Genomic DNA, 25,582 nt, shown 5'->3' with positions numbered 1-25,582 from the left:
TCGTGAGCGTCGCAGGCGACTGCGACCGCCGTGCCGTTGCGGGTCACGCGTGCAGCACAACCCCCGCCCCCAATGGGCGCCGGGTGGGCCGTGTCGTCCTCTCACCCCCCGACGCGACCCGGCCCGCCCGGCGCCGCCCCCGCGACCGCCGTCACACCTGCCGATGGCGACCATCGGCGTAGCCTGCAAGCCGCAGGCGAGCGCGGGGAGGTGTCGAGATGACAGATCGGGCAGATCGCGGCCGGTCGGTGCTGCCGAGCACCGGACGGGCACTGCGACCCCGGGCGTGGCCGTCCCCGGTGCGGGCGGTCACCCGGATGCTCAACGCCGACGGCTCGCCCCCCACGCCGGCCCCCGCCGGCTCCGGCCGCAGCGGCGTGGTCGACTGCGCGCTGTACGTCGACGGCAAGCGGCAGCCCGGCGACTGGACGTACGCGGACGCGCTGGAGGTGGCCCGCCGCGAGGAGCACGGCTTCGTCTGGCTCGGGCTGCACCAGCCTGAGTTGACTGAAATGACAGCCATCGCGGAGACCTACGGTCTGCACGAGCTGGCCGTCGAGGACGCGGTGAAGGCAGCGCAGCGGCCCAAGTTGGAGCGGTTCAACGACGTCACGTTCCTTGTGCTGCGTACGGCCCGGTACTGCGAGCACGCCGAGCTGACCGAGAACTCCGAGGTCGTCGAGACCGGCCAGGTGATGCTGTTCATCGGCCCGAAGTTCCTGATCAGCGTCCGGCACGGGGACGCCTGCCGGCTCTCTCCGGTCCGCGCCGAGTTGGAGACCAAGCGGGATCTGCTGCTGCACGGCCCGTGGGCGGTGGCGTACGGCATCACCGACCGCGTGGTCGACCTCTACCTGGAGGTGGCCGAGCAGCTGGAGGACGACCTGGACGTCCTGGAGGCCGAGGTCTTCGACCGCAACAGCCACGGTCGGATCCAGCGGATCTACCAGATGAAGCGCGAGCTTGTGGAGTTCAAGCGGGCTGTGATCCCGTTGCAGCGCCCGCTGATGACGCTGACCTCCCAGGTCAACCGCGAGGTGCCCAAGGAGATCCGGCGCTACTTCCGGGACGTGCAGGACCACCTGAGCCGCACTGTCGATCAGGTCAACTCCTACGACGACCTGCTGAACTCCATCCTCCAGGCGCGCCTGGCCCAGGTCACCGTCGACCAGAACAACGACATGCGCAAGATCGCCGCGTGGGCGGCCATCGCCGCGTTCTGGACCGGCGTCGCAGGCATCTACGGCATGAACTTCGAGAACATGCCCGAGCTGAAGATGACGTACGGCTATCCCGTCGTGCTTGCCCTGATGCTCGGGGTCTCCCTCGCCCTGTACCGCTGGTTCCGCCGCAACGACTGGCTCTGACCCGCGTACACCGGGCAACCCGGGACCGGTAGGGCGGCCGACGAGCTGGATACGCGAAAGCGCCGGCGAGCGGGGTAACCCGCGTCGCCGGCGCCCGGTAGCGCTGCCGCTGCGGTCAGCGGCGGCCGTTGGTGCGGGCAGTGTCCTTGCCCAGCGCCTTGGTGAGGTCATCGGCCGGGCGGCCGGAGACGTCCTTGGCGCCCTCGGCGACCGCCGGGACCTTGTCGGTCGGGCGGATGCCGGTCGTCGACGGGCCGGGGGTGGCGGGGGCTGTGGTGCTGGCGCTGTCGCCGCCGGCCACCGCCGAGCTGCCCGCGCCGGTCATCCCGGTCATGGCCGACCCGTCGGTACCCTTCGGCGTCGACGGGGTGCGCACCTCGAACGAGTCGACCTCGTCGCGCATCGGCTCCAGGGTGCGGGTCGGGTCGTACTCGGCCCACTCCTGCTGCTCCCGACGACGGCGCAGAGCGACCGCGCCGGCCAGGCCGGCGATGGCACCCGCCGCCAGAAGGCCGGTCATCATCGGGCCGCGACGACGCGGCTGCTTCTTCTTCCCAGTGATCCGCATGCTCTTCGACTTGGCCTTCCTGGTCAACGGCCCTGCCTGCGCGGCGCCGTCACGGGCCGCCGCGGCCAGCGGTGCCAGCGTGGTGAGTGTCGTCCCCCAGCCGGTCGACGCACGATCGCGTACCTTCGCCGCGGTCGGCGCGACGTAGCCGCGGGCGACCTGCACCCGCGGGCCGACCGTCGAGCCAGCGCCCTTAGCGGCGTGGTTGGCTGCTTGCATCAGGTGGCTGATGCTCCGGTTCAGCTCCGCCTTGGCCAGCTGACCCTCAGACTTACGCCGCCCGATTCCAAACACGGTCCCACCTCCTGGGAGTTGTTCCTTCGTCATCCTCCACCTTCGGATGCCTCCGCGATGCCAGATCGGGCACATGGGAGGATCCGCATGGAACTGACCAACGAGTGAGGAGTACCCGTGGCCGAGGCTGTCTACGCCACCTTGCACACCAACGCTGGGCCGATCCGTCTGGAGCTCTTCCCGAACCACGCGCCGAAGACGGTCCGCAACTTCATCGACCTGGCCGAGGGCAACCGGGAATACACCGACCCGCGCACCGGCCAGCCGGGCAGCGGGCCGTACTACGACGGCACCATCTCGCACCGCGTGATCAGCGGTTTCATGGTCCAGATGGGCGACCCGACCGGCACCGGTCGCGGCGGACCGGGCTACAAGTTCGCCGACGAGTTCCACCCGGACCTGCGCTTCGACCGGCCGTACCTGCTGGCGATGGCGAACGCCGGACCGGGCACCAACGGTTCGCAGTTCTTCATCACCGTGTCGCCGACGCCGCACCTCAACAACCGGCACACCATCTTCGGGCAGGTTGCCGACGAGGAGTCGGTGAAGGTCGTCGACTCGATCGCGAACACCCCGACCGGCCCGAGCGACCGTCCGCTCCAGGACGTCGTGATCGAGCGGGTCGAGATCGAGCGGTCTGCTGGCTGACGAACCAGCGAGGTACCTTTGCTCGCATGATTGAGCGCTCCGGAGCACCCCACCGGCCAGCGCCGGTGCCCCGCGCGGTGACGGACGGAGGGTCGGCCCGGTGAGCGAGTCCCCACCGACCACCCCGGTCTGCTACCGGCACCCCGGTCGGGAGACCTACGTCCGGTGCACCCGCTGCGACCGGCCGATCTGCCCGGACTGCATGCGGGACGCGTCCGTCGGGCACCAGTGCCCGGAGTGCGTCAACGAGGGACGTCGTAGTGTCCGGCCGGCGCGTACCGCCTTCGGTGGTGGTGCGGCCGGCCGGCACGGCTACGTCACCAAGGCGCTCATCGCGCTGAACGTGCTGTTCATGGTGCTCTCCATCGCCTCCGACCGGGGTGGAGACGCGGCGGTGGGCGGCTCCGGCTTCGGCGGTCTGATGGGCGGCAGCACGCCGCTTACCAACTGGGGTTCGGTGCTCGGGCTGGCGGTCTTCCCCGACGGCACGCTCGGGGGCATCGCCGACGGCCAGTGGTACCGGCTGGTCACCGCGATGTTCCTGCACTACGGCGTGATCCACCTGCTGCTCAACATGTGGGCGCTCTGGGTGCTCGGCCGTTCGCTGGAGGCCAACCTGGGGCGGGCCCGTTTCGCTGCGCTCTATCTGATCGCGGGCCTCGGCGGTAACGTCGCCGCCTACCTGTTCAGCGCACAGAACTCGGCCACCGCCGGTGCGTCCACCGCCGTCTTCGGTCTCTTCGCCGCGCTGATCATCATCGAGCGCAAGCTGGGCCGGGACATCTCCCAGGTGATCCCGATCCTGGTGATCAACCTGGTGTTCACGTTGACAGTGCCGGGCATCTCGATCCCCGGACACCTGGGCGGCCTCGCGGTCGGTGCCGCGATGGCCCTGGTTCTCGCCTACGCGCCCCGGGGCCGGCGCACGCTGGTGCAGGTCGGCGGCGCTGCGGTGATCCTGCTCATCCTGCTGGCCCTTGTCCTGTTCCGCACCGCGCAACTGTTGGGCTGACCGCCGGCTGTCCGGTCGTGTGGGCTGACCGCAGGTTATCCGGTCGCGCCCGGACGGGCGGCGTGCAGCTCGGCGGCCACCTCCTCGGGCATGGTGCCCAGGTCGTAGCGGCCGAAGAGGTGCAGCGACTCACCCGCGTCGATCTCCAGCATCTCGGTGGTCAGCCCCAACCGGGGTCGACGGTCCACGGTGATCGCCTCGATCGCCGGCCAGGGCAGCATCCGCCGGCCAGCGAATCCGTGGATGACGGTGACCCCCTCCGGGTCGACCGCCAACCGGACCGGCGCGATCAGATCGCGTACCGCCCAGCCCGCCAGCGCGACGGCCGCCAGGCAGGCGAGGACCAGCCGTACCGTGTCGCCGTCGGCGAAGAGCAGACCGAGCGCGACGAGCGCCGCCGCGCCGGCCAGCTTCGCCGCCGGCAGGCTCGCGGGCACCCGCCACTGTCGGGCCGGGGAGATCTCATCCATCCGCCCAGCATGCCCGCGGGCGGACGACCGGTCCACCGACGACGTAGGATCGGGTCAGTCAGGTTACCGGGGAGTAAACATGAGTGACGCGGTCATCGTCGGCGCGGTACGCACCCCGGTCGGGCGGCGCAAGGGCAGCCTCGCCGGTGTCCACCCGGTCGACCTCTCGGCGCACGTGCTGCGCGCCCTCGCCGAGCGCACCGGGCTCGACCCGGCGCAGGTCGACGACGTCTTCTGGGGCTGTGTGTCCCAGGTCGGCGAGCAGTCGTGGAACATCGCCCGCAACGCGGTGCTCGCCGCCGGCTGGCCCGAGTCGGTGCCCGGCACCACGCTCGACAGGCAGTGCGGCTCCAGCCAGCAGGCACTGCACTTCGCCGCCGCGACAGTCCTCTCCGGCCAGGCCGACCTGGTGGTCGCCGGCGGGGTGGAGTCGATGACCCGTGTGCCGATGGGTTCCAGTGTGGGCGGCGGCATGCCGTTCAGCGACCAACTCCGGTCCCGCTACCGGGGCGTCGAGGGCTTCGCCGACGACGAGCCGCTGCCGTTCAACCAGGGCGTCGGCGCCGAGCTGATCGCCCGGCGGTGGCGTCTGTCGCGTACCCAGCTCGACGAGTTCGCGCTGGCCAGCCACGAGAAGGCAGCCGCCGCGCAGGACGCCGGGGCGTTCGACCCGGAGTTGACGCCCGTGCCGCTCGCCGACGGCGGCAAGTTCGCGGCCGACGAGGGCATCCGCCGGACCACCTCCCTGGAGAAGCTCGGTGAGCTGGCCACCCCGTTCCGCGCCGACGGCGTGGTGACCGCCGGCTCCGCGTCCCAGATCTCCGACGGCGCCGCCGCGCTCGCAGTGACCACCTCCGACTGGGCCAGCCGGCACGGCCTGCGCCCGCTGGCACGGATCCACACCGCAGTCGTCGCCGCCGACGACCCGGTCACCATGCTCACCGCGCCCATCCCGGCCACCGCGAAGGCACTGCGCCGCGCGGGGCTGGGCATCGAGGAGATCGGGGTGTACGAGGTGAACGAGGCGTTCGCCCCGGTGCCGCTGGCGTGGCTGGCGGAGACCGAGGCCGACCCGGAGCGGCTCAACCCGCGCGGCGGCGCTATCGCCCTCGGTCACCCGCTCGGCGGTTCCGGTGCCCGGATCATGACCACGATGCTCCAGCACATGCGGGACAACGGGATCCGCTATGGCCTCCAGACCATGTGCGAGGGCGGCGGCATGGCCAACGCCACGATCGTCGAGCTGGTCTGATCCCGAGCCCCTCTGCGACTGGCGAACTGTCGCGGCGCGCCGCCACTGAAAAGGCGTGGCCCGGAAGGGGCAACCGCCCTAGGGTGCCCACCGTGGAGACGATCGCCGGTGAGCGTGCCCCCGACTGGTCCAGCGAGCAGTGGCAGACGCGGGCTCGCGGCTGGGTCGACGAGCAGCTCGCGGCAGCCGGCCGGCGGATCACCGGGGCTGTGGAGCCCCGGGTCCGTCCGTGGTCGCTCGTCTGGCGGGTGCCCACCGACGGCGGGCCGGTCTGGTTCAAGGCAAACAACCAGGGCACCGTGCACGAGGCCGTCCTGATCGCGACGCTGGCCGAGCTGACCCCCGACCGGGTGCTGACACCGATCGCCGTGGACCCGCAGCGGGGCTGGTCACTGCTGCCCGACGGCGGGGAGTCGCTGCGTGACGTGCTGGGCCGAGATCCGGACCTGGCGCATTGGGAACGGGCGCTGCCCGGGTACGCCGCACTCCAGCTCGCCACCGCGCCGCGCGTCGACGAGCTGGTCACCCTCGGGGTGCCGGACCACCGCCCCGAGGTGCTGGCCGGGTTGCTCGCCGACCTGCTGGAAGACCGTGAGTCGCTGCGGATCGGCGCCGAGGACGGGCTCGACCCGGAGACGTACGAGCGGCTGCGGGCGGAGGTTCCGGCGTACGCCGAGCGCTGTCGCCGGCTCGCCGACCTCGGCATCGCGTCCACCATCCAGCATGACGACCTGCACGACGGCAACGTCTTCGCCGGCCCGGACGGGTACCGGTACTTCGACTGGGGCGACGCCTCGGTGGCGCACCCGTTCGGCACGCTGCTCGTGACAGTGCGCTCCATCCGGTACGCCGCCGAACTGGCTGCCGACGACGCCGCGCTGGTCCGACTTCGCGACAGTTATCTGGAGGCGTGGACCGACAGGTACGACCGCCGGACACTTGTCGAGGCAGCCGACCTGGCGATGAACCTGGGCGCGGTGAGTCGCTCACTGTCCTGGCGGCGAGCCCTGGACACCGTCGACCCGGCACGCGCCGAGTACGCCGAGGCGGTGCCCGGTTGGCTCGCCGAGCTGTTCGCCGCCGCCCCGTTGCAGCCCGACTCCTGACCAAGATCCGTCCCCGTCGGAAGTCGGACATGCAGTGCGACGGGCGGCGTGGAACTTCCAAAAAGCGCCGTGACCCGCGTCACCCCTGCCGGGGGGTCGTTGGGCAGGTCATGGACGTCTTCTCCCGAACGTTCCTCCCGGCCGCTGCCGAGGCTGGCCTGGCCGTGCAGACCGTGAGCCGGCACATGCCGGTGTTCCGGCGCTGCGTCGGCTCCGGTGACGCGACAATCCTGGTCACCCGTTGCAGCCGCCCCGACCGCCCGGTCACCGGCGACTACCTGCTCCTGCTCACCCACCGCCGGCTGGTGGTGACCCAGCAGACGCGGCTGCTGCACCGGCTGCGCCTGCACCTCAACACCGAGCTGCGCGAGCTGAGCAACGTCACCTGGAGCCCTGATCCGCGGCTGCACTCGGTCGAGCTGGCCGCCACAGCGATCGACGGGATACGTGAGCGGTTCCTGATCCGCACCACCCACCCCAAGCAGGTGTGGCAGATGGACGCCCTGCTCAACCACGCGTTCCGTACCCGACTGCGGACGCCCCGCGAGCGGATCGTCGCCACCATCGGCGACGCACCGGCGCCCGTACTACCGAGCGTGTTCCGCCCCGCCGTGGCGCGCTGACGGCACGCGCCTTTACCGAACCCGAACACGCGTCGATCGCGCCGGGGCCGCCCGGTCGGCAATCATGGGCCGGTGACCGCCGAAACGTCGTACCGCGGGCTCGTCCTCGTGGTCGAGGACGAGCCGGCCATCGCCGACCTCGTGCGGCTCTATCTCACCCGCGACGGGTTCGGCGTGCAGATGGAACGCGACGGCGAGGCGGGCCTGAGCGCCGCCCGCCGGCTGCGACCGGTGGTCTGCGTCCTGGACATCGCACTGCCCGGCCTGCCCGGCACCGAGATCTGCCGGCGGCTGCGCGAGGCTGGCGACTGGACGCCCGTCATCTTCCTCACCGCCCGTGACGACGAGGTGGACCGGATCGTCGGCCTGGAGTTGGGTGCCGACGACTACGTCACCAAGCCGTTCAGCCCGCGCGAACTTGTCGCCCGGGTGCGTGCCGTGCTGCGCCGCGCCGCAGGCCCCGACGGGGCGGAGCAGCCACGCGCCGTCGGCGCGGTGACGCTCGACCCGGCCCGCCGGACTGTCACCGCGGCGGGCGCCCCGGTGCAGCTCACCTCCACCGAGTTCGACCTGCTGGCGCACCTCATGGCCCGACCGGGGCGGGTGTTCAGCCGGGAGGAGTTGCTGGCCGGGGTGTGGGGCTACGCCGCGCACGCCGGCACCCGCACCGTCGACGTGCACGTCGCCCAGGTGCGGGCGAAGCTCGGCCCGGCAAGTGTCATCCGCACCCACCGGGGTGTGGGGTACGCCGTCGATGCCTGACCACCCCGTACCGCGACAGCCCGCGCGCACCGAAGCGCAGGCCGGGGCGCTGCCTGTGGTCGCCGTTCCGCCGCCGGCAGCACCTCGACGCCGCCGGTTCGGCGAGACGCTCACCGCCCGCGCTGTGCTCGTCACCTGCACTGTGGCGCTGGTGTCGGTGCTTGTCACCGCCATCGTCGCGGTGCCGCTGGCGATCCGGGGCGCGGAGCGGCGCGATCAGGAGGCGCTCGCCGCGCAGGCACGGCTCGCCGCCGAGGTGCTGCGCACACGGTTGGACCGGGGTCGCACCGCCGACGAGGAACGGCTCATCAGGCAACTGCGCAGCCAGGGCATCGACGCGTACCTGATCAGGGGCGGGACCGCCGACCGGGCGGGCCTGCCGCCCCGCGTGGTGCAGCGGGTCGGACAGGGCCGCAACGTGTCGGCGCGCCGCCCGGTCGACGGCCGCCGTGCTCTCGTCGAGGGCCGGGCTCTGCCCGGCGGCAACGGGGTGGTGCTCTCCCGCGCCTCGTCGCCGGGCCTGTGGCGGCAGGTACTGCTCAGCCTCTGGCTGCCGCTGCTGGCAGGGCTGGCCGCCGGCGTGGTGGCCGGGCTGCTGCTGGCCCGCCGCCTGGCCCGGCCGATCCGGGTCGCCGCGACCGCAGCGGCTCGGCTGCGCGCCGGGGACCGCGCCGTACGGGTGCCGGTCGAGCCACCGGACGAGGTCGCCGACCTTGCGGAGGCGTTGAACGGGCTGGCCGCCGCGCTGACCACCAGCGAGGGGAGGCAGCGGGAGTTCCTGCTCTCCGTCTCGCACGAACTGCGGACCCCGCTGACAGCGATCCGTGGGTACGCCGAGGCGCTGGCCGACGGGGTGATCGAGGCGGACGGCACGGCTGCCGCCGGCCGGACGATGCTCGCCGAATCGCAGCACCTCGACCGGCTGATCGGTGACCTGCTGGCGTTGGCCCGGCTGGAAGCCGCCGACTTCCCCCTCGAACCGGCGCCGGTGGACCTGACCCGTCTCGCCGCCGACGCCGAGCCCACCTGGTCGGGCCGGTGCGCGGCGGTGGGAGTGTCGTTCCGGGTGGAGAGCCCCGACCGGCCGGTCCCGGTGTACACCGATCCGGGTCGGATCCGGCAGGTGGTGGACGGGCTGCTGGAGAACGCACTGCGGGTCGTACCCCCGGGAGCGCCCGTGGTGCTCGCGGTCCGGCAGACGGGCGCGGACCCGGCTGCCGGCGGGGTCCTGGAGGTCCGCGACGGCGGGCCGGGCCTCACCGACGACGACCTGGCCGTGGCGTTCGAGCGGGGAGCGTTGCACGAGCGCTACCGGGGGGTGCGCAAGGTGGGCAGCGGTCTGGGGCTGGCGCTGGCTGCCGGGCTGGTCCGTCGGCTCGGTGGAGACATCACCGCGGGTCACGCGCCGGAGGGCGGTGCCGCGTTCACGGTCCGGCTGCCAAGTGATCCTTACCGGATCCGAACATCGGCCTGACGTTGCGCTCGTCATCGCCGGGCAGGCTGAGGGCTCCACTGACGAGAGGGAACGCCATGCCACGTTGGGGACTCGCCACCGCCACCACGTCACTGCTCGCAGCTGTGGCACTCGGCGCCAGCGGCTGCGGAGCGGCCGAGGTGGCCAGCCCACCGGCCCGGGACGCCGCCGTCGAGGTCGCCGCCGCGCTGGGCGTGGAGGGTCAGGCGCTCACCGCGATGGGCTTCGACGCCGATGACCTGGACACGCAACCGGTCGCCGCGCCGGCCAGCCCGTCTCCCACCACTGCGGAGAAGGCCAGGCCGAAGCGCGGTGAGGAGTGGCGTCAGCGCCGCCAGGCCCGGGTGCTGCTGCGCAAGAACACCCTGCACGGGGAGGCCGTCGTGCAGACGAAGGACGGCGGTACGCGGACCGTCGCCGTGCAGCGCGGCGAGGTCACGGCGATCGACGGCAACTCGATGACGGTCAAGTCCACCGATGGCTTCACGATGACCTGGACCTTCGGTGAGGACCTGCGGGTCGTGGAGCGGCGCACCACGGTGCAGCCCAGCGAGGTGAAGGTCGGCGCGAAGCTCGGTGTCGCTGGCGTTAAGGACGGTGACAAGGGCGTCGCCCGGCTCATCCTCATCCCCCGCACCAAGTGAAAGGAAGGGCCCCTTCTTATCGCCGAGGCGATAAGAAGGGGCCCTTCCTTTCGTCAGTAGACGCGGGAGCCGATGAAGTCGCCGTGACCGTAACCGACCGGGTTCGCGGCGGTACGGGCCTCGGACGACCACTGCTGCCGGGTGCTCGTGGAGCAGGCGGCCAACCGCAGTCGGGGAGTGCCCGCGGTGTCGAACGCCACGCAGAGGTTGCTGGCGCTGGCCGGCTTGAGCTGGTTGCCGACGAAGGCGAACTGCTGGGCGGGGGTGCCGTTGCAGTCGTAGATGTTGACAGCGGTGCCGGACGTCATCGATCCACCCGCGACGTCCAGGCAGCGGTCGTGGGAGAGCTCCGAGTGCAGCGAACGCCGTGTCGAGTCGTACCAGAAGCCCTGGTTGCGCCCTCCGTGGCAGCCGTACGACTGCTGGGGTGTGCCGTTGCGTGAGTCGTACCCCTTACCGTCGACGCACGTGTTGGTGGCCAGGTTGCGCAACTGCTTGAACTGGAGCAGGCCGGCGTAGAGCACGCCGCCGCCGGTGCTGGCCGGGTCGACGCAGGTGGCCTGGTTCTGCCCGGAGTTCCAGAACTGCGTGATGCACTGGGCGAACATGCCGTGCCCACGGGCGTTCGGGTGGAACGACTGCCGGGCGGCGTTCTCGTTCCAGATCCCCACCTCGATGAAGAGGCCACGGACCGAGGTGTTGTCGGTGCACACCTCGTGGCCGTGGAACAGCCGACTCGCGTCGAGGTAGCGGGTGCCGGTGTTCGCGGCGGCCGAGCGCAGCGCCGACTCGAACAGAGGCACCGCCTTGTTCCTGGCGAACGCTGCGTCGGCGAGGTAGAGCAGGCAGCCACCGGAGTACCAGCCGGGGAAGTTTGGGTTGTCCTCCACGTCCGGGCTGGCCGGGCCGGGGTACGACATCAGCACCAGCTCGTAGTCCGAGCGCAGGTAGCCGGCTTTGGTCATCGTCGCCCGGATGTCGGTGAGCGCCGCCTCCACCGCGCGCCGGCTGCCGTCGGTCCGGATCGTCCACTGGTCGGTGTAGGCCGGGTAGCAGTTGCCCTGTAGGAAGACCCGGCGTACGGCGCAGTCGGTGGCGACCGGCCCGAACTGGATGGTGCCGTCGCCGTTCGCGCCGACCACCACCCAGATCAGCTTGACGTGCGTGTTGCGCGCCTTGATGCCCAGGTAGTCGCCCTGGTTCAACTCGTTGTGCTGGGTCGGCCCGCCTGCGATGAGGTTCCACGGGGTCGCGCCGGAGCACGCCAGGTTGTATCGCGTGTCCGACTGGATTCCGGTGCGGAACACCGCCTGGTCGTACGAGCGGTCGCACCAGTTGCCGTTCTGGTGGGTGCCGGGGACGTAGTTGCCGACCCCCTCACCGGAGATCTGACTGTCACCCATGGTGATCAGCGCGGTGCGGCGTTGCTCGATCGGGCGGATCGCCGGGCTTCCGTAGAGAGCTGTCGCTTCGGCGGCCCGGACGGTCTCCAGGTTGGCGGGCAGTGGTTGGACAGCGGGTCGGTCGGCGGCAGCGGCGGGAGCGGCGGTGGCGGTGGCGGTCGGTCCGGCGAACATCGGCAGGACAAGAGCGGCGACGGCGACGGCGGTGGTGCAGGCCCGTCGTCGGGTCGCACGTTCGGGCCTGGCGGGGGTGACAGGCATCGACGCACTCCTTTCGGCTCGATCGCGGGACGTCGATCGAGTTACCAGAAGGTAACCCGATGATCGGTGGATGTGAATGCAGCTCGGGTTCTTGCGCGCGGGTTGCCGAACCGCCCGGATCGGACGATCCGGTCACCCGACACGGCTCGCGCGCGTTCGCCCCGCCGGGTCAGCCCCGCCGCGTCAGCCCGGCCAGGCCAGCCCGCCGGGGCGTCAGGTCAGCGCGACGAGTCAGCGGCCGGGCGGCAGCGCGTAGCCGACGTAGCCGCGGAACTCCAGCCGCCAGCCGGCCGGAACCAGCTTGGCGCAGGCCGGCTGGCTGCCTGTGCAGACGATCGCGTCGACCGAGGTGGGGTCGGCGGGCGGCCGTTCCGGAAGGACCGACTGCAACGCCACCAGATCCGGCGACCGCCCGTCGGTGTGGCGCAGCAGCAGCCACCACGGGTACTCCCAGTTGTCGTTCTGCTGCACCAGCCCGATCCGCTGGGCGCCGCTGTCGCGGACGGCCGTCGCGGCCCAGCGGAACTCGTCGGTCCACTGCGGGCGGCGCAGGAACCGGGTGTCCCAGTCCGAGGTGGTGAAGACCGAGCCGTCGCCGACGAGCCGGCGCGGGAAGCCGTAGGACAATGAGAGCACCCCGGCCAGCGCCGAGGTGGCCAGCACCGCGACAGCGGTCATGGTGGCCACCGAACGCCGTCCGCGCCCACCTGTGGCGTGGCGCCGGAAGAGCGCGTCAAGCCACAGGCCGGCGAGCGGGATGGCGAGCACCAGGGCGTAGAGGATCAGGCGGTTGCCCCACGGCTGCCATTTGATCATCGAGGTGTGCAGCAGGACGGCGGCGAGCACCACAACGGCGTACGCCCGCAGCGGCCCCGCCAGCCCGGGGTCGATCCGGCGGGGGCGGGTGAGCGCGACCACCGCGCCGATCAGTGCCAGTACCCCGGCGATCGGAAAGGCCACCCGGTCCTCGTCCGGGTACCAGGCGGGCTCGGGAAAGATCTCCCGGCCGAAGGTGATCTCCCGGTCCTGTGGGTCGACGCCGATCGCCTCCGCGCCGTTGATGATCGCCTCCGCGCCGGCCCGCCGCAGCGGCGCCAACGGCGTGTCGAACGCTGTGTGCCCGATCCGCAGGGCGTTCACCAGGATCGACTGCGGATCGTGGCGTTCCATCGGGATCGACTCGCGCAGCCGGGGCGGGCCCAGCGGATGCCCGAACTCGGCAGTCACCCGGGCCATGAACGGGCCGACCACAGTGGCCGCGACCAGCAGGATCAACACCGAACCGCCGACGGTACGCGCGACCGGACCAACCGGTCGGGCCGTTCCCGCATGCGTACGGCCGCTCACTGCAAGCCGGAGTTGGGCCAGTCCCCAGAGCACAAGCAGCGGACCCACCGCGATGAGGCCACTGGTCTTCGTCACGGCGGTCAGCCCGGTGGCCGCCCCCAGCCCGAGCAGGGTGCCCAGGCCAGCCCGTCGGTGCAGCCCATCCAGCACCAGGGTCGCCGCGCACGCCACCCACGCCGCGCAGACCAGGTCGGTCTGCGTGCTCGTGGCCTGGAGTACGACCATGGGGGTGCTGGCCAGCACGAACGCGGTGATCAGTTGAGCCCGCCGGCTGCCGCCGAGCTGCGCGGTGATCCGGGCGACCGCCAGCAGGCAGATGATCCCGGCGGCCCACTGCACCAGGTTGTGCAGCGCGTCCCCGCCGGTCAGCAGGCGCAGGTGCAGCAGCAGGTACTCCGCGCCGGGCGGGATGGTCACCTGCCTGTGGATGGCGGTCGGCCAGAAGTCGAGGTCGCCCTGGGCGACCCAGTGCTCCACCTTGGGCAGGTGGTACGTCTGCGAGTCGAAGTTGTTCGGCTCGGCCAGCAGTGCGACAAGCAACTCCACCAGCAGCAGGCCGCCGATGGTTCCGGCGAGCAGCCGCTCGCCCCGACCCGCCGTACGCCAGGCGTCGGCCGCTCGGGCGAGTGGGTTCGCGCGTACCCGATCGGGTTGGACCGGCGCGACGTCGTGCGCGCCGCCGTCGGTGACCGGGGCGGGCGTCGCCGGGCCGGTGCCGGCGGTCATCGCCGCGCCGACCGGCACCGGGCGGGGCGCGGCGACCTGGGGCTGCGCGGCAGCCTGCCGCTGGCGCAGCACCGCGGCGGTCCCGGCGGCAAGCAGGAACAGCAGCCAGGCGACCACGAACGCCGGCCGGGTCAGCGCGTGCAGGGCTCCGAGCAGTTCGACGACGAGCACCGCGTACGCGCCGGTGAGCAGGGCGGCGCGCACCACGGCGAGTCGTAGCGGCGCCACCGTGTCAGTCCGGCGCGGCCTCGTCGCGACGGTGAGTAGGAGCACCGAGGCGGCGGGTAGCACCGCGAGCAGGAAGCCGGCAGCCGACATGGCGCGAAGTAAACACCATCCGGCTGAGCCCGCCACGCCGGCTGCCCGATGGTGCGGCCAGCGTTTGGCTGACCAGCCACGCTAGGCTATGCCCGACGTGTTGTCGCCACCGTGGAGAATCCCGTGAAGCTGTCGATCCTCATGCCGGTCTACAACGAGGAAGAACGCATCGCGGATGCCCTCAAGCAGGCATTGGCGGTGGATTACCCGTGCGAGATCGAGTTGGTAGTGGTCGATGACGGCAGCCGTGACGGCACCGGCGAGATCCTCGGTCGCGCCGACGACGCACGCCTGCGGGTCATCACCCACCAGCGCAACGCCGGCAAGGGCGCGGCCATCAAGACCGCGGTGGACAGCGCCGAGGGTGACTACATGGTCATCCTCGACGCCGACCTCGAGTACGACCCGCAGGACATCCCCAAGCTGCTCGACCCGGTGCTCGACGGGCGGGCCACGGTGGTCTACGGCAATCGCACCTTCGGCAGCCACAGCGCCTACAGCTTCTGGTACGTGATGGGCAACAAGGGCGTCACGATGGCGGCCAATGTTTTGTTCAACTCGTACATCGGCGATCTGGAGACCTGCTTCAAGCTGATGCCTGTGGCGCTCTACAGGTCGCTTGAGGTGCGCTCGCGTGGCTTCGGCATGGAGGCCGAGGTGACCGGCAAGCTGCTGCGTCGGCGCATCCGGCCGTACGAGGTGCCGATCAGCTACCGGGCTCGCGGGCGCGAAGAGGGCAAGAAGATCACCTGGAAGGACGGCGTCGAGGCGATCTGGATCCTCGGTCGCGAGCGCGCACGCCGCCGTCCCGCCCCGTCAGCGGTGCGCTGACCTCAGGAACGCGCTTATCGACCGCCGCAGGCCGTCGGCGTCCAGGCCGTGCCACCGGGCGTGGTCGGCCGGGTCGCCGTACCGTCGCAGGTCGGTCTGACCCACCCCGAGCGCCAGCAGCCGATGCGGTACGTCCGCCAGGGCGCGGCTCACGACAGCGCTCGACGTTCCCGCCAGGTACGGCTCGACAAGCACCACCTCGGTCCCGGCGAACGCCCGCAGTCCGGCCGTGTCGAAGGGCCGGGGTGTGTGGGTGTACGCGACAGTCACGTCCATCCCCTCGGTCGCCGCGATCGTGGGATCGAGCATCGGCCCGACGGCCACCACGAGCGGCGCGTTCGTCCCGCCCTGCCGCAGCACCCGGAGGCGGTCGGCGTCCGGGTACCCGTGCGTGTTGCGCTGTTCGCTGAGCCTCAGGTAGACCGGGTCGTCGGTGGCCGCGGCGGCACGCAGCAGCGGCGTGACCTCGTCGGGGTGCCCGGGCGCCCGTACCGTCCAACCGTCGCCCAGCGTGTCGAAGAGCGCCACGTCGGCTGGCGACTGGTGGGTCCGGCCCTCCCGTGACCCGTCGTACGACGCGCCGATGCTCACCAGGACCGCGCCCACGCCCTGGTGGTCCAGGTCCAACTTGATCTGCTCGTACGTCCGGTCCACCAGGAACGTCGCGTACGAGTGCACGATCGGGCGGAGCCCGGTCAGGGCCAGCCCTCCGGCCATGCCGATCATCAGTTGTTCGCGGATGCCGACGTTGAGCACCCGGTCCGGGTGCCGTCGTCCGGCGGGCGCGAACTGGCTGGCCGAGATGTCGGCAAGCACGAGCGCGGTACGCGGGTCCTCGTCGAGCAGCGCGGCGGTGGTGTCGATGAAAGCGGTACGCATGGTGGTCATCCCTTGCTGTCGATGCGGGCGACCACAAGGTGCGGCCGTGGTGGCCGGTGTCCGGTCAGCGCCGTGTACAGGGCGGTGTGGTCCCGGCCGTCGACGGTGTCGGCGGTCCAGCCGTTGACGGTGAACCTGCTGGCGATGCCACCGGCCCAGCCGTGCGTGGTCGACGAGTTGTCGATGACGATCGCGGTGAGACTCTCCAGCCCTGTCGCTCCCGCGTACGCGATGGCCTCGTGGTTGGAGCCCTCGTCGAGTTCGGCGTCGCCGAGCAGGACGTACACCCTGGGTTTGAGCAGGCCCTGGGCTCGCAGGCCGAGGGCGGTGCCGACGGCCAACCCGAGCCCGTGGCCGAGCGAGCCGGAGCCGATCTCGACGCCGGGCACGAGCAGTCGGTCCGGGTGGTGGCCGAGCCGGCTGTCCGGCCCGGCCAGGTCGTCGAGCCAGGCGTCCGGAATGAAGCCGTGCGCGGCGAGCACCGCGTAGTAGGCGGCCGGCCCGTGCCCCTTGGAGAGCAGAAAGCGGTCCCGCTCCGGGTCGTCGACGGTGTCGGGGGTGACCCGCAGGACCCGGTCGTAGAGCACCTGGAGCACGTCGATGGTGGAGTGCGCGCTGGGCCCGTGCTTCTCGTCGCCGGTGAGCCGACGAATCAACTGAGGCAGCCGGGAGCCGGTGTCAGTGGTCAGTGTCGAGGTCATCACACTACTGTGGTAGTTAAAGCGCACTTCACCTCAAGGGCATGGGATGCATGATCTGCTGACGATCGGCGAGTTGTCCGTCCGCTCCGGCGTGGCACCCTCGGCGCTGCGCTACTACGAGCGACTCGGGCTGATCCGCGCCGACCGGACCAGCGGCAACCAGCGTCGCTACGCCCGCTCGGAGCTGCGGCGGGTGGCCTTCATCCGGATCTCCCAGCAGGTCGGAGTGTCGCTTGACGAGATCCGCGCGGCACTCGAATCCCTCCCCGACTCCCGCACGCCCAGCCCGCAGGACTGGGAGCGGCTGTCCGCGAGCTGGCGCGGCCGGCTGGACGAGAAGATCCGCCTGCTCACCAAGCTCCGCGACGACCTCGACAGCTGCATCGGCTGCGGCTGCCTGTCCCTGCAACGCTGCACGCTCTACAACCCGGGGGACGCCCTGGCCGGAGAGGGACCGGGTGCGCGCCTCATGCTGCCCCGCCCGACGGGCACGCCCGCCTGACTGCCTACTCCCGCCGCCCTCACCCGATCGTGAGCACTACCTTGCCGAAGTGCTCGTTCGACTCGACGAGCCGGTGCGCCTGCGCCGCCTCGGCCATCGGCAGCCGCCGGTCCACGACCGGTCGGATCGCGCCGGCCGTGACCATCGGCCACACCTCGTCCCGTACGCCCTGGACGATCTCCGCCTTCTCCGCGAGCGGTCGGGCGCGCAGCGACGTGGCGCTGACGCTCGCCCGCTTCGTCAGCAGCGCGCCGAGATCCAACTCGGCCTTGCGTCCGCCCTGCATCCCGATCACCACGAGACGACCGCCGGTGGCCAGCGCGGCGACGTTCCGCCCCAGGTAGGACGCGCCCATGATGTCGAGGACGACGTCCGCGCCCCGGCCGTCGGTGACCCGCCGAACCTCATCGGCGAAATCCTGCTCCCGATAGTCGATCGTGTGTGCCGCGCCCAACTCACGTAGCCGGTCGTGCTTGGCCGCGCGGGCGGTCGTCAGCACTGTGGCGCCGAGCGCTGCCCCGAACTGGATCGCGAACGTGCCGATCCCGCTGCCGCCACCATGCACCAGCAGCGTGTCCCCGGCGCTGAGCCGCCCCACCTGGATCAGGTTCGACCAGACCGTGCAGGCCACCTCGGGCAGCGCCGCCGCGTCCACCGTGTCGCAGGCCGGCACCGGCAGCAGTTGCCCGGCGGGGACGGCCACCCGTTCGGCGTACCCGCCGCCGGACAGCAGCGCGCAGACCTGCTGCCCGACCGCCCACCCGGCGACGTCCGCGCCCACCTCCGTGATGACCCCGGAGCATTCCAACCCGGGGTACGCGGAAGCGCCCGGCGGCGGCGGGTAGTGGCCCTGCCGTTGCAGCAGGTCAGCGCGGTTGACGCCGCTTGCCCGCACATCCACGATCACCTCCCCGGGACCCGGCTCAGGATCGGGCACCTCGGCCCAGACCAGGGCATCGGGTCCACCGGGCTGCGGAATCGTGACGGCTCGCATGGCTCAGTCTTACCCGACGCCCGACCGGGCCGCAGGCGCACCCAGCTCATCCCACTGGACACTGTGGACCTGGCGGGCCTCCTGCCCGCGTATTCGGGGAGGGACGCCGGGCCGCCCGGCGGGAGCCGTGGCAGACTATGCGTGGCCGTACACCCTTGGGTGACGGCCCGGGAGGGTTCGCCTAGTGGCCGATGGCGCTGGTCTTGAAAACCGGTAAGGCAGCGATGTCTTCGTGGGTTCGAATCCCACACCCTCCGCCCATCTGGACAGCAAAAACGCCCCCTGACCAGCGCGAACGCTGATCAGGGGGCGCGTTTATCGATGGTGAATCAGTCTCACTTTGTCTCGCCCGGTGCCGCCGTGTCTCACTGATTGTGTCGTCTACGTGTCGGCGTCACCCGGCGCTCTCTCGGCCTGGTCGTCGGTGCCTAACGCTCCCTCGATCCGCTTGCGCGCGACCTCGTCCTGTCCGTCGATGCACGAGGCGTAGACCTTGAGCAGGACGTGCACGCTGTGTCCGGCCCATTGGGCAACCTGGGTAGCCGGCACTCCGGCGTTGAGCCAGAGCGACACGGCGGCGTGCCGCAGGTCGTACGGCCGGTGCGCCAGTGGCGAGCGCTGCTGAGCCGGTGCCAACGCTGCCTCGCGTGCCTGCCGCCAGGCGCGCAGATAGGTGCTCTTGGACACCGGGACCGGTCGCGCACCAGCGGCGTTGAACATCCGGCTGTTGGGGTCTCGGCAGTGCTTCCGAACGTGATGCCGCAGGATGCGAACCAACTCCGGGCAGGCGGGCACATCGCGGGTCGCCTTCTTCGCCCGGTGCTTCAACTCCCGGTCTTCCAGCGATTTCCCGCTATCGCTCCAATCCTCGCCGACCTGTTGCGTTGAGCCGCTGAGGTGAAGCCAGCCCCACCCGCTTTCGGGTAGCTCGCATTCGTCGGCGCGTAGGTGGACTACCTCGGAAGGTCGGAGTGCGGCGAAGTACATGCAGGCGAAGAAGCCTTCCAGGTGCGGATCGCGTTTCCGTACTGCCGAGAGCAGGGAACGGGCTTGATCGGGATTTACCACCACCTTCCGGTCGACCTGATCGGTGTTCTTCGGTGCTCGCCACTGAATGAAATCCATCGGGTGTGCGTCGAGGTAGCGGAGTTCAACGGCGTACTTCAAGGCGCTGTAGAGAACGGCCCGCTTCCTTGCGACGGTGTTTGCTGCGGCCGGACCGCCGTCGATCCGAACCGTGAGCGCGTCGAGTGCCTTCCGGGTGGTGGCAGGATTCGCCACGTCGGTTAGCGGCAGCGTGTTCGCGGCGAGCCATCGGATAGCCGGCGCAAGGTTCTCCGGGGAGACGCTGCGCGACGCGCTCGCCGAGGCGCTCGACAAGGTGCGTGTCGGCCGGCTCGCGCCGGAGACGATCGCCGTGCGGGTCCTGATCTCCGACATGGCCGTACCGATGGCGCTGCCGTCGCGGGCCGAGACGCAGGCAGACGATCCAGCAGTACGCGAACGCGCCGAGCGGATCACACGCCGGGCGGCAGACGGCATCATCGATCAGGTAGGCGAGTTGGGCGACCTTGGGCTCATCCGGTCAGCCACCGTTGACGTGCGGATGCATCGGGCGTCCCCGCTGTTCAAGCTCTACATCCTGAACGGCGAAGAGGTCTTCTACGGCTTCTACCCGGTCGTTGAACGCACCGTCTCAATCAAGGGTGAGCCGATGGCGATCTACGACCTCATGGGTAAGGACGTCCCGCTGTTCCACTATGCGGTGACCGACGATGACGCCTCGCACGGCACGCAGTTCGTGGAGGCATCCCGCCAGTGGTTCGACTCGGTGTGGTCGACCATCGCCTACCGGTACGACGGATGAACCCCGATTTGGGCCGGCTGCTCGGCGAGGTTGGCGCGGTGCTGCTCGACTTCGACGGGCCGGTGTGCAGCATCTTCGCCGGTTACCCGGCCCCGCAGGTCGCCGCCGAGCTGGTCGAGGTGCTGAGGCGGCGCGGCGTCGAGGTGTCGCCGGACTTTGCCAGTGAACCGGACCCGCTTGAGGTGCTGCGCCGGATCAGCGTGGCCGGCGACCACGCCATCACGCGGGCCGTAGAGGATGCGCTCTGCGCGGCCGAGCGTAGGGCCGTCGAGACTGCCAAGCCGACGCCATACGGCCGTGAGGTCATCGTGGCTGCGCGGCAAGCCGGGATGTCGGTGGCGGTGGTCAGCAACAACTCGGCCGGGGCGGTAACCGCCTACCTGGCAGCACACCGGCTCGCCGGGTACGTCTCACCGGTGGTCGGCAGGGCGTACGCCGATCCGGACCGCATGAAGCCCAACCCAGAACCGATCCTGCGAGCCGTGCGCGCTGTTGGTGAGCCGTCGAAGCGGTGCGTTCTGATTGGCGACTCGCTATCGGATATTGAAGGGGCGCGGGCCGCCGACGTGCGGGCAATTGGCTACGCGAATCGGTCCTCCAAAGCCAATGCGCTCCGTGCGGCCGGGGCAGATTTGGTGATCACAAGCATGAGCGAATTGGCTGGGGTGCTGATCGGCACTATAGATTAGGAAGGTCTGTCGGTCTGCTCGACCTGCTGGCCCGGTTCGAGGACGCATCAATTATCGCTTGAATCGAGATCAATCTCTGGAGCGAGTGGTGCAAGTCTAGAGTGTCGCAAGACAAGCCACATTATTTGGCCACTTTCGAAGTTGACCTGCGCGCGCTGACCTGCCCCCGCTCCAGCGATATCGATGACTTCCCCCTTTCCGAATTTTGGATGACTGACCAAGTCGCCAACTCCGATTTCGTACTCCGCTTCGCGCTGCTGGTTCGTCTCCGCCCGGTCGACACTCACCCTCTGTGCCGTTGTGAGTTCTCTTTCGCTAAATCGAAGTTGTTCGAGTCGGTTTACCGAGTGGGCGAACTCCGCAATGTAATTTGTCAGGAGGGATAGGCGAGACACTGAGTCGTCGAGTGTCATAACGGCATGGTCAAGCATTCTAAGATCGCGGCGAGATGGTCCGCTAGATTGCTTTTCGGTCTCAGTGTCCCGCTCAAGATTCCGGACACGTGTCACTAGCTCTGCCAGCATGTCGTCTGGGCTGCGGCGGGGGCCTTCGGCGTTGATGTGCTGGGTGGCTGCTAGCCTGACCTGCTCCTCTAGCCCTGGCCACATTGCTTCGAATAAGCGGTCGACGGGTTCGCGAGGCATGGGGTTATCAGACATCTCGCGCAACTCGTGGATCAGACGTCTCATGCCGTCCATGTCCAGCTTCCGCGACTGAAACGATTGAAGTGGTGAAATGACTTCAGCCGGTTCGAGATCAATGCACAACGGTACTAATCGTGCTACATCTAATCGTTTAGCCAGCGCCCCGGATTCGAACATCAACCACGGAGCTGATTGATTAGAGCGAGTTACGCATACTAGGCCGAAGTCGGCGCTTTCTAGGTTCGCGGCGATAACATCATTCCACCTGGTGCCGCTCTCGATCTCGACGTCAGACATCCAGGGCCGAACGTGCTGGACAACGACGCGCAGCCAGCCGTGCAGCTCGGACGCTATGGAGCGGCTCGGTTCGCCGCTCCAGGAGATGAAGACCTTCAACAGCCCTCCTGCGATATCAAATGGGATGACGTTACCTGACTGTGCACGTGAGCGGTAGAGCCATTCGGATGACTTAGCTGGCGCAAACTGGCTTGGTGGCCGACGACGAGGAGTCCTTGCTCCCCTCGGGGGTGACTCTCGGTTGCAGGTGCGGCAAGCTAACCTAGTGACCGCCGCAATCATTGCTGCCAGTGCGAGCATCGTCGTAGCCGTGTTCGCCTTTCTTCTCAACCAGTATGGGCAGGTGCGGCTGGAACGGAGACAGGCTCGCCTCACCCGAATTAACAGTCAGCTCCGTGATCTCTACGGACCCCTAAACGCCATGGTGGACGCGAACGAACGGATCTGGGCAGCGCTGCGCCAGATGCATATGCCGAAGTCATCCGAACGGAATCCAGAGGGAGGCAACCCCGAATGGCAACGATGGCGGGACGAGGTGCTTCAACCCGCGAATCGCCGAATGAGTGACCTCATCCTTGCGCATGCCGACCTGGTGGTGGAGGTCGAGGTCCCGGCACCGTTGCGCGATTTCTGCGCCCACGTAGCGGCCCAGGAGATCCTTCGTGTCGCAGAGTTCGAGGAGGGCGTCCGCGAGCGGGCGCTCATCCGTCATCCCGGCGATGCATATGTCTCCTATGTCCGGCGTACATTCGCCAACCTCAAGAAGGAACAAGCGCAACTCCTGCGCCAGCCAGTGTGAGCCGCCCGTGACGCCAGCCCTCCCGTTGATGTCGTATCCGTGTCGCTCCTTCTGGACTGGTCAGCATTCGCGCTGGTCACGGCCTTGATCGGTGTGGTCTTGAAAACCGGTAAGGCAGCGATGTCTTCGTGGGTTCGAATCCCACACCCTCCGCCCATCTGGACAGCTAAAACGCCCCTGACCGTCGGTCGGGGGCCGCGTCTGTGCTCGTCAGGTTGCCGGCAGGTAATTGGTGATCCAGTCCCTGAGTCGTTCCAGCACCCGGGGATGGACGTCGACCATCTCAATCCGCTCAGCGACTACGGATGGCTCGATGAGCCCTGCCCGGATCAGCGCGTTGGCGAAGGCGTGGTCCTTCTCCCTGCCGGCTATCAGCTTGGACACGACACAGTCGTGCGGTTCGAGCGTGTAGCCACGCCCCGGCTGGGTGCTTTGCGACTCCACCAGGATCAGCCGATCGCGCCAGCCATCGGGCAGCACTGCGGTCGAGACGCTCACGCCTTGGGCGTAGTAACCGTACGTCTCGTGGAACGGTGAGAGTTCGCCGATGGCACCGTCGACCTGGTCAGCCTTATGGTCGTCCGGGTCATCGAAGAATGCCACGTCGACCTCCATGGAGGCGGTGGCCTCCAGCGGGAGTCTGCTCTCCGGGATCGCCCCCAGCACCGACTGGCTACCAATGACGAGGACGTCCGGGTCTCCCGCGATTTGGCACGCGGACCGCAGGACATGCTCCAGTTGCTCGCGCCTCATGCCGCTCGTTTCCAACCGGTGCGCGTGAACGACTCAAGGACCTTCTTGCGCTGGGACTGTGACAGGACCCCGGCGAAGGGCGAGTTCTGTCGTAGCTCCACAGCTTCCGGATCATCCGAGGTCAGCGTCTTGAGAACGGCACCGACGCCCTCTTCGATCGTGATTTCCCAGCGCTTCAGCCACACCTCGGTCATGGTGTCCCGGTGCTGCCGGAGGAGCCGATCGAGATTTTCCCTGGCCTTGCCCAGTACCGCGTCCGGGTCGGTAACCAAATTGCCCGCCACCGCCTGGTGCAGCCACAGTGACTTGAGTTGATCGCGAGTCAGCTCAGGCTTGGGGCGCAGCATCGCCTCAACCTGGCTGCGCTCAATCCTCCGATGCATGCCGACCTTCACGAACGGCAGGTCTCCACGCTCGCAGAGGTTGACCACCTGCTGGCGCGACGACCCCAGCAGCTTTGCAGCCTGACCCGTTGTCAGCAGGTCTCCACCCGTCGTCACCATGGGTGAAGCATGCGTCGCAAACGCTAAAAACGCAACTCGTTGGACCGCTACTCGGGTGGGTCGGCGGGCGGCTGGTGCTTCCGGATCGTCTCGTCGGCCAGTCGTTCGACAGCGCGACGACGCTCCTCGGCGAGCGACCGCTCGTCCGGCTTGCGGAGCGCGGTGACGACGGCGATCAGGAAATCACGCCATATTGATGCCATAAGGTATCCCTGTGGAACATTGTGGCGGCAACAGTATTTTCCCTCACTAGTTCTGTGGCCGGCAGGGCCCATCCGGTCGTCGGCAGCCGCCGAACGGGGTATGAAGGGGCAGGAACTGCCCGCACCGGAAGGACGCGTCCTGATGACCCTGGAACGACCGATCGCCCCGGACCCGTACGAGCTGCTGCCGACGGTGCCCTCGTTCACGCTGACCAGTGACGACGTGCAGAACGGCGAGCCGATGGACGCCCGGCACGCGCACGGCAGCACGGGGGGTGACAACGTCTCTCCGCAGCTGACCTGGTCGGATTTCCCCGCCGAGACGAAGAGCTTCGCGGTGACCTGTTACGACCCGGACGCGCCGACCGGCAGCGGTTTCTGGCACTGGGTGCTGGTGAACGTACCGGTCGACGTGACGCAGCTGCCCAGCGGCGCAGGCGGCGCGGCGGGCACCGACCTCGGCGGTGCGTTCTCCGTCCGTAACGACTACGGCGAGCAGGGCTACGGCGGTGCGGCGCCACCGCCCGGTGACCGCCCGCATCGGTACGTCTTCGCAGTGCACGCCGTGGACGTGGACCGGCTCGATCTGACCCCGGATGCCAGCCCGGCCTACGTCGGCTTCAACCTGACCTTCCACACCCTGGCCCGAGCGGTGATCCGCCCGACGTACCAGGTCAAGGAGTAACCCCAGCCCACCTCCCCCGCGATCTTGCAGTTCCTGTCTCGGCATCCCTGGTGTAAGACGCGCAGGGGCGACCGAAGTTCAAGATCGCGGGGCGGGGCGGGGCCCCGGGGTGCGGGGTTAGGCGGGGACTCGGGCTACGGCGAAGACGGACTGGCCGAACGGGGGGCGGACCAGTTGTTCGGCTGCCTTTGTCGCGGGGAGCACGAGGGTGTCGTACACCTTGACCATCGGGCCTTCCTTCGGCATCAGGCGGAAGACCTTCGTGGCCATGAAGTAGCCGATCAAGCCGAGCGCGTTGGCGTAGTGGATCTTCTCGATGGTCAGGCCGGCGTCGGTCATCGCCGCTCCGAGGGTCTTCTTCGTGTACCGCCGGACGTGCCCGGTGGCGACGTCGGCAGGGCTCATCGCGAACTGGAAGGCCGGCACGATGATGATCACGGCACCGCCGGGGCGGACCAGGTCGCGCATGCTGCGCAGCGCGCCCACGTGGTCATCGATGTGCTCAAGGACGTTGTACGAGACGGCGGCGCTGTAGTCGCCCCGCTCGTGGTGCGGCAGCAGCATCTGCCGGACGTCGATGCCCGGCTGGGCGGCGAGCCGCTCCTTGAGCTGCACCAACCGGTCGGGGTCGGCCTCGGTGGCGGTGAACCGGGGTAGCAGCTGCGACCACTCCAGCGCGTAGTCGCCGAGACCGCTGCCGATCTCGATCGGGTTGTCACCGAGGTACGGCACCGCCAGTTCGACGAACCAGCGGCGGTGGTTGACGGCCGTCGCCAGACCCTCCAGCACCTCGGACTGGACGCGCTGGTCCCCAGTGATTTCTGCCATGCGTCGATTCCTCACGATATGAACTCGACCCGTGCCTGAACCGACAGAGTGAATCATCCGCTTGGATGGCAGAAGAATCGGGGCAGCATTGTGGCCGAATTGCGGTCGGGGGGTGGGCACGTGATCGGCGGT

27 protein-coding genes, 1 tRNA gene and 1 pseudogene are annotated in these 25,582 nt (G+C 69.4%); 16 read left to right on the top strand and 13 right to left on the bottom strand.

Translation table 11 applies throughout. The features are described from left to right. The first annotated feature begins 218 nt into the window (after window positions 1-218). Window positions 219-1,367: a magnesium/cobalt transporter CorA gene (gene corA / locus ADK66_RS00500; protein ID WP_053651513.1), complete on the top strand. Its 1,149-nt coding sequence runs from the start codon at window positions 219-221 to the stop codon at window positions 1,365-1,367. Window positions 1,368-1,482: 115 nt separating this feature from the next. On the opposite strand, the gene ADK66_RS00495 is transcribed toward corA, so the two are convergent. Beyond that, window positions 1,483-2,262 (bottom strand): hypothetical protein, encoded by a 780-nt coding sequence (locus ADK66_RS00495; protein ID WP_053651512.1) that lies wholly within the window; start codon window positions 2,260-2,262, stop codon window positions 1,483-1,485. 84 nt (window positions 2,263-2,346) lie between these two features. Here ADK66_RS00495 and ADK66_RS00490 point away from each other — a divergent pair, with 84 nt between their 5' ends. Together ADK66_RS00490 and ADK66_RS00485 are read left to right on the top strand one after the other, a co-directional pair. Next, window positions 2,347-2,877, top strand: a complete 531-nt coding sequence (locus tag ADK66_RS00490; protein WP_053651510.1) for a peptidylprolyl isomerase — start codon at window positions 2,347-2,349, stop codon at window positions 2,875-2,877. 100 nt (window positions 2,878-2,977) lie between these two features. Continuing rightward, window positions 2,978-3,889: a rhomboid family intramembrane serine protease gene (locus tag ADK66_RS00485; RefSeq protein WP_053651508.1), complete on the top strand. Its 912-nt coding sequence runs from the start codon at window positions 2,978-2,980 to the stop codon at window positions 3,887-3,889. Window positions 3,890-3,924: 35 nt separating this feature from the next. On the opposite strand, the gene ADK66_RS00480 is transcribed toward ADK66_RS00485, so the two are convergent. Continuing rightward, on the bottom strand, window positions 3,925-4,359 hold the full coding sequence (locus ADK66_RS00480) for a PH domain-containing protein (RefSeq protein WP_053651505.1): 435 nt from the start codon (window positions 4,357-4,359) through the stop codon (window positions 3,925-3,927). Window positions 4,360-4,438: 79 nt separating this feature from the next. Here ADK66_RS00480 and ADK66_RS00475 point away from each other — a divergent pair, with 79 nt between their 5' ends. The 6 genes from ADK66_RS00475 (at window position 4,439) to ADK66_RS00450 (ending at window position 10,220) form a co-directional block, all read left to right on the top strand. After that, on the top strand, window positions 4,439-5,611 hold the full coding sequence (locus ADK66_RS00475) for an acetyl-CoA C-acyltransferase (RefSeq protein WP_053651503.1): 1,173 nt from the start codon (window positions 4,439-4,441) through the stop codon (window positions 5,609-5,611). A 92-nt stretch (window positions 5,612-5,703) separates the two neighbouring features. Continuing rightward, window positions 5,704-6,717, top strand: a complete 1,014-nt coding sequence (locus ADK66_RS00470; RefSeq protein ID WP_053652304.1) for a phosphotransferase — start codon at window positions 5,704-5,706, stop codon at window positions 6,715-6,717. A gap of 110 nt (window positions 6,718-6,827) precedes the next feature. Next, entirely contained in the window at window positions 6,828-7,340 is a 513-nt protein-coding gene (locus ADK66_RS00465) for a hypothetical protein (RefSeq protein WP_053651501.1), read from the top strand. Window positions 7,341-7,412: 72 nt separating this feature from the next. Further along, window positions 7,413-8,102: a response regulator transcription factor gene (locus tag ADK66_RS00460; RefSeq protein WP_053651499.1), complete on the top strand. Its 690-nt coding sequence runs from the start codon at window positions 7,413-7,415 to the stop codon at window positions 8,100-8,102. Next, the gene (locus ADK66_RS00455) at window positions 8,095-9,576 is read left to right on the top strand and encodes an ATP-binding protein (RefSeq protein WP_053651497.1); all 1,482 of its coding nucleotides are present in this window, start codon (window positions 8,095-8,097) and stop codon (window positions 9,574-9,576) included. Before ADK66_RS00460 ends, ADK66_RS00455 begins: the two co-directional genes overlap by 8 nt. Before the next feature lie 56 nt (window positions 9,577-9,632). Further along, window positions 9,633-10,220, top strand: coding sequence for a hypothetical protein (locus tag ADK66_RS00450; RefSeq protein WP_053651495.1), 588 nt, complete (start codon window positions 9,633-9,635; stop codon window positions 10,218-10,220). Window positions 10,221-10,273: 53 nt separating this feature from the next. On the opposite strand, the gene ADK66_RS00445 is transcribed toward ADK66_RS00450, so the two are convergent. Together ADK66_RS00445 and ADK66_RS00440 are read right to left on the bottom strand one after the other, a co-directional pair. Beyond that, window positions 10,274-11,884 (bottom strand): ricin-type beta-trefoil lectin domain protein, encoded by a 1,611-nt coding sequence (locus tag ADK66_RS00445; RefSeq protein ID WP_053651493.1) that lies wholly within the window; start codon window positions 11,882-11,884, stop codon window positions 10,274-10,276. Window positions 11,885-12,115: 231 nt separating this feature from the next. Further along, on the bottom strand, window positions 12,116-14,275 hold the full coding sequence (locus ADK66_RS00440; protein WP_053651491.1) for a glycosyltransferase family 39 protein: 2,160 nt from the start codon (window positions 14,273-14,275) through the stop codon (window positions 12,116-12,118). Window positions 14,276-14,398: 123 nt separating this feature from the next. Here ADK66_RS00440 and ADK66_RS00435 point away from each other — a divergent pair, with 123 nt between their 5' ends. Next, window positions 14,399-15,106, top strand: a complete 708-nt coding sequence (locus tag ADK66_RS00435; protein ID WP_053652303.1) for a glycosyltransferase family 2 protein — start codon at window positions 14,399-14,401, stop codon at window positions 15,104-15,106. Here ADK66_RS00435 and ADK66_RS00430 read toward each other — a convergent pair. Next, on the bottom strand, window positions 15,092-15,985 hold the full coding sequence (locus ADK66_RS00430) for a transketolase family protein (protein ID WP_053652302.1): 894 nt from the start codon (window positions 15,983-15,985) through the stop codon (window positions 15,092-15,094). The two genes, ADK66_RS00435 and ADK66_RS00430, sit on opposite strands and share 15 nt — an antisense overlap. Window positions 15,986-15,990: 5 nt before the next feature. Beyond that, window positions 15,991-16,686, bottom strand: coding sequence for a transketolase (locus ADK66_RS00425; RefSeq protein ID WP_053651489.1), 696 nt, complete (start codon window positions 16,684-16,686; stop codon window positions 15,991-15,993). Window positions 16,687-16,732: 46 nt separating this feature from the next. Between ADK66_RS00425 and soxR the strand changes: the two genes are divergently transcribed. Next, on the top strand, window positions 16,733-17,188 hold the full coding sequence (gene soxR, locus ADK66_RS00420) for a redox-sensitive transcriptional activator SoxR (protein WP_053651487.1): 456 nt from the start codon (window positions 16,733-16,735) through the stop codon (window positions 17,186-17,188). Between the two features lie 19 nt (window positions 17,189-17,207). Here the strand turns inward: soxR and ADK66_RS00415 are convergent, their stop codons facing one another. Beyond that, the gene (locus ADK66_RS00415; RefSeq protein WP_053651485.1) at window positions 17,208-18,182 is read right to left on the bottom strand and encodes an NAD(P)H-quinone oxidoreductase; all 975 of its coding nucleotides are present in this window, start codon (window positions 18,180-18,182) and stop codon (window positions 17,208-17,210) included. 170 nt (window positions 18,183-18,352) lie between these two features. On the opposite strand from ADK66_RS00415, the gene ADK66_RS00410 reads away from it, so the two are divergent. Next, window positions 18,353-18,439 (top strand) — tRNA-Ser (locus tag ADK66_RS00410). 124 nt (window positions 18,440-18,563) lie between these two features. Here ADK66_RS00410 and ADK66_RS00405 read toward each other — a convergent pair. Further along, on the bottom strand, window positions 18,564-19,463 hold the full coding sequence (locus tag ADK66_RS00405; RefSeq protein ID WP_369814746.1) for a tyrosine-type recombinase/integrase: 900 nt from the start codon (window positions 19,461-19,463) through the stop codon (window positions 18,564-18,566). A 46-nt stretch (window positions 19,464-19,509) separates the two neighbouring features. Here ADK66_RS00405 and ADK66_RS00400 point away from each other — a divergent pair. Beyond that, window positions 19,510-20,049, top strand: a pseudogene (locus ADK66_RS00400) (GntR family transcriptional regulator); the annotation flags it as partial. Beyond that, window positions 20,046-20,738 (top strand): HAD family hydrolase, encoded by a 693-nt coding sequence (locus ADK66_RS00395; RefSeq protein ID WP_053651483.1) that lies wholly within the window; start codon window positions 20,046-20,048, stop codon window positions 20,736-20,738. The pseudogene ADK66_RS00400 and the gene ADK66_RS00395, both read left to right, overlap by 4 nt. Before the next feature lie 47 nt (window positions 20,739-20,785). Here ADK66_RS00395 and ADK66_RS30395 read toward each other — a convergent pair whose 3' ends face one another. After that, window positions 20,786-21,778 (bottom strand): toll/interleukin-1 receptor domain-containing protein, encoded by a 993-nt coding sequence (locus ADK66_RS30395; RefSeq protein WP_197281385.1) that lies wholly within the window; start codon window positions 21,776-21,778, stop codon window positions 20,786-20,788. A gap of 166 nt (window positions 21,779-21,944) precedes the next feature. Here ADK66_RS30395 and ADK66_RS30390 point away from each other — a divergent pair, with 166 nt between their 5' ends. Continuing rightward, complete coding sequence (locus ADK66_RS30390; protein ID WP_197281384.1) at window positions 21,945-22,478, top strand: hypothetical protein; 534 nt, start codon at window positions 21,945-21,947, stop codon at window positions 22,476-22,478. 210 nt (window positions 22,479-22,688) lie between these two features. On the opposite strand, the gene ADK66_RS00385 is transcribed toward ADK66_RS30390, so the two are convergent. The 3 genes from ADK66_RS00385 to ADK66_RS31185 are packed head-to-tail and all read right to left on the bottom strand — an operon-like array spanning window position 22,689 to window position 23,937. Next, on the bottom strand, window positions 22,689-23,231 hold the full coding sequence (locus ADK66_RS00385; protein WP_053651479.1) for a DUF6036 family nucleotidyltransferase: 543 nt from the start codon (window positions 23,229-23,231) through the stop codon (window positions 22,689-22,691). Beyond that, on the bottom strand, window positions 23,228-23,734 hold the full coding sequence (locus ADK66_RS00380; protein WP_053651477.1) for a helix-turn-helix domain-containing protein: 507 nt from the start codon (window positions 23,732-23,734) through the stop codon (window positions 23,228-23,230). Before ADK66_RS00380 ends, ADK66_RS00385 begins: the two co-directional genes overlap by 4 nt. A gap of 47 nt (window positions 23,735-23,781) precedes the next feature. Further along, window positions 23,782-23,937: a hypothetical protein gene (locus tag ADK66_RS31185; RefSeq protein WP_157552129.1), complete on the bottom strand. Its 156-nt coding sequence runs from the start codon at window positions 23,935-23,937 to the stop codon at window positions 23,782-23,784. 142 nt (window positions 23,938-24,079) lie between these two features. On the opposite strand from ADK66_RS31185, the gene ADK66_RS00375 reads away from it, so the two are divergent. Continuing rightward, entirely contained in the window at window positions 24,080-24,622 is a 543-nt protein-coding gene (locus ADK66_RS00375; RefSeq protein WP_053652301.1) for a YbhB/YbcL family Raf kinase inhibitor-like protein, read from the top strand. Between the two features lie 117 nt (window positions 24,623-24,739). Here ADK66_RS00375 and ADK66_RS00370 read toward each other — a convergent pair whose 3' ends face one another. Continuing rightward, window positions 24,740-25,450, bottom strand: coding sequence for a bifunctional 2-polyprenyl-6-hydroxyphenol methylase/3-demethylubiquinol 3-O-methyltransferase UbiG (locus tag ADK66_RS00370; protein ID WP_053651475.1), 711 nt, complete (start codon window positions 25,448-25,450; stop codon window positions 24,740-24,742). Window positions 25,451-25,582: the final 132 nt, after the last annotated feature.

Source organism: Micromonospora sp. NRRL B-16802 (genome assembly GCF_001279555.1).
GTDB classification, from domain to species: domain Bacteria; phylum Actinomycetota; class Actinomycetes; order Mycobacteriales; family Micromonosporaceae; genus Micromonospora; species Micromonospora profundi.
Note: the sequence above shows the minus strand (reverse complement) of the source record. Positions and strands in the feature narration are given on the sequence as shown.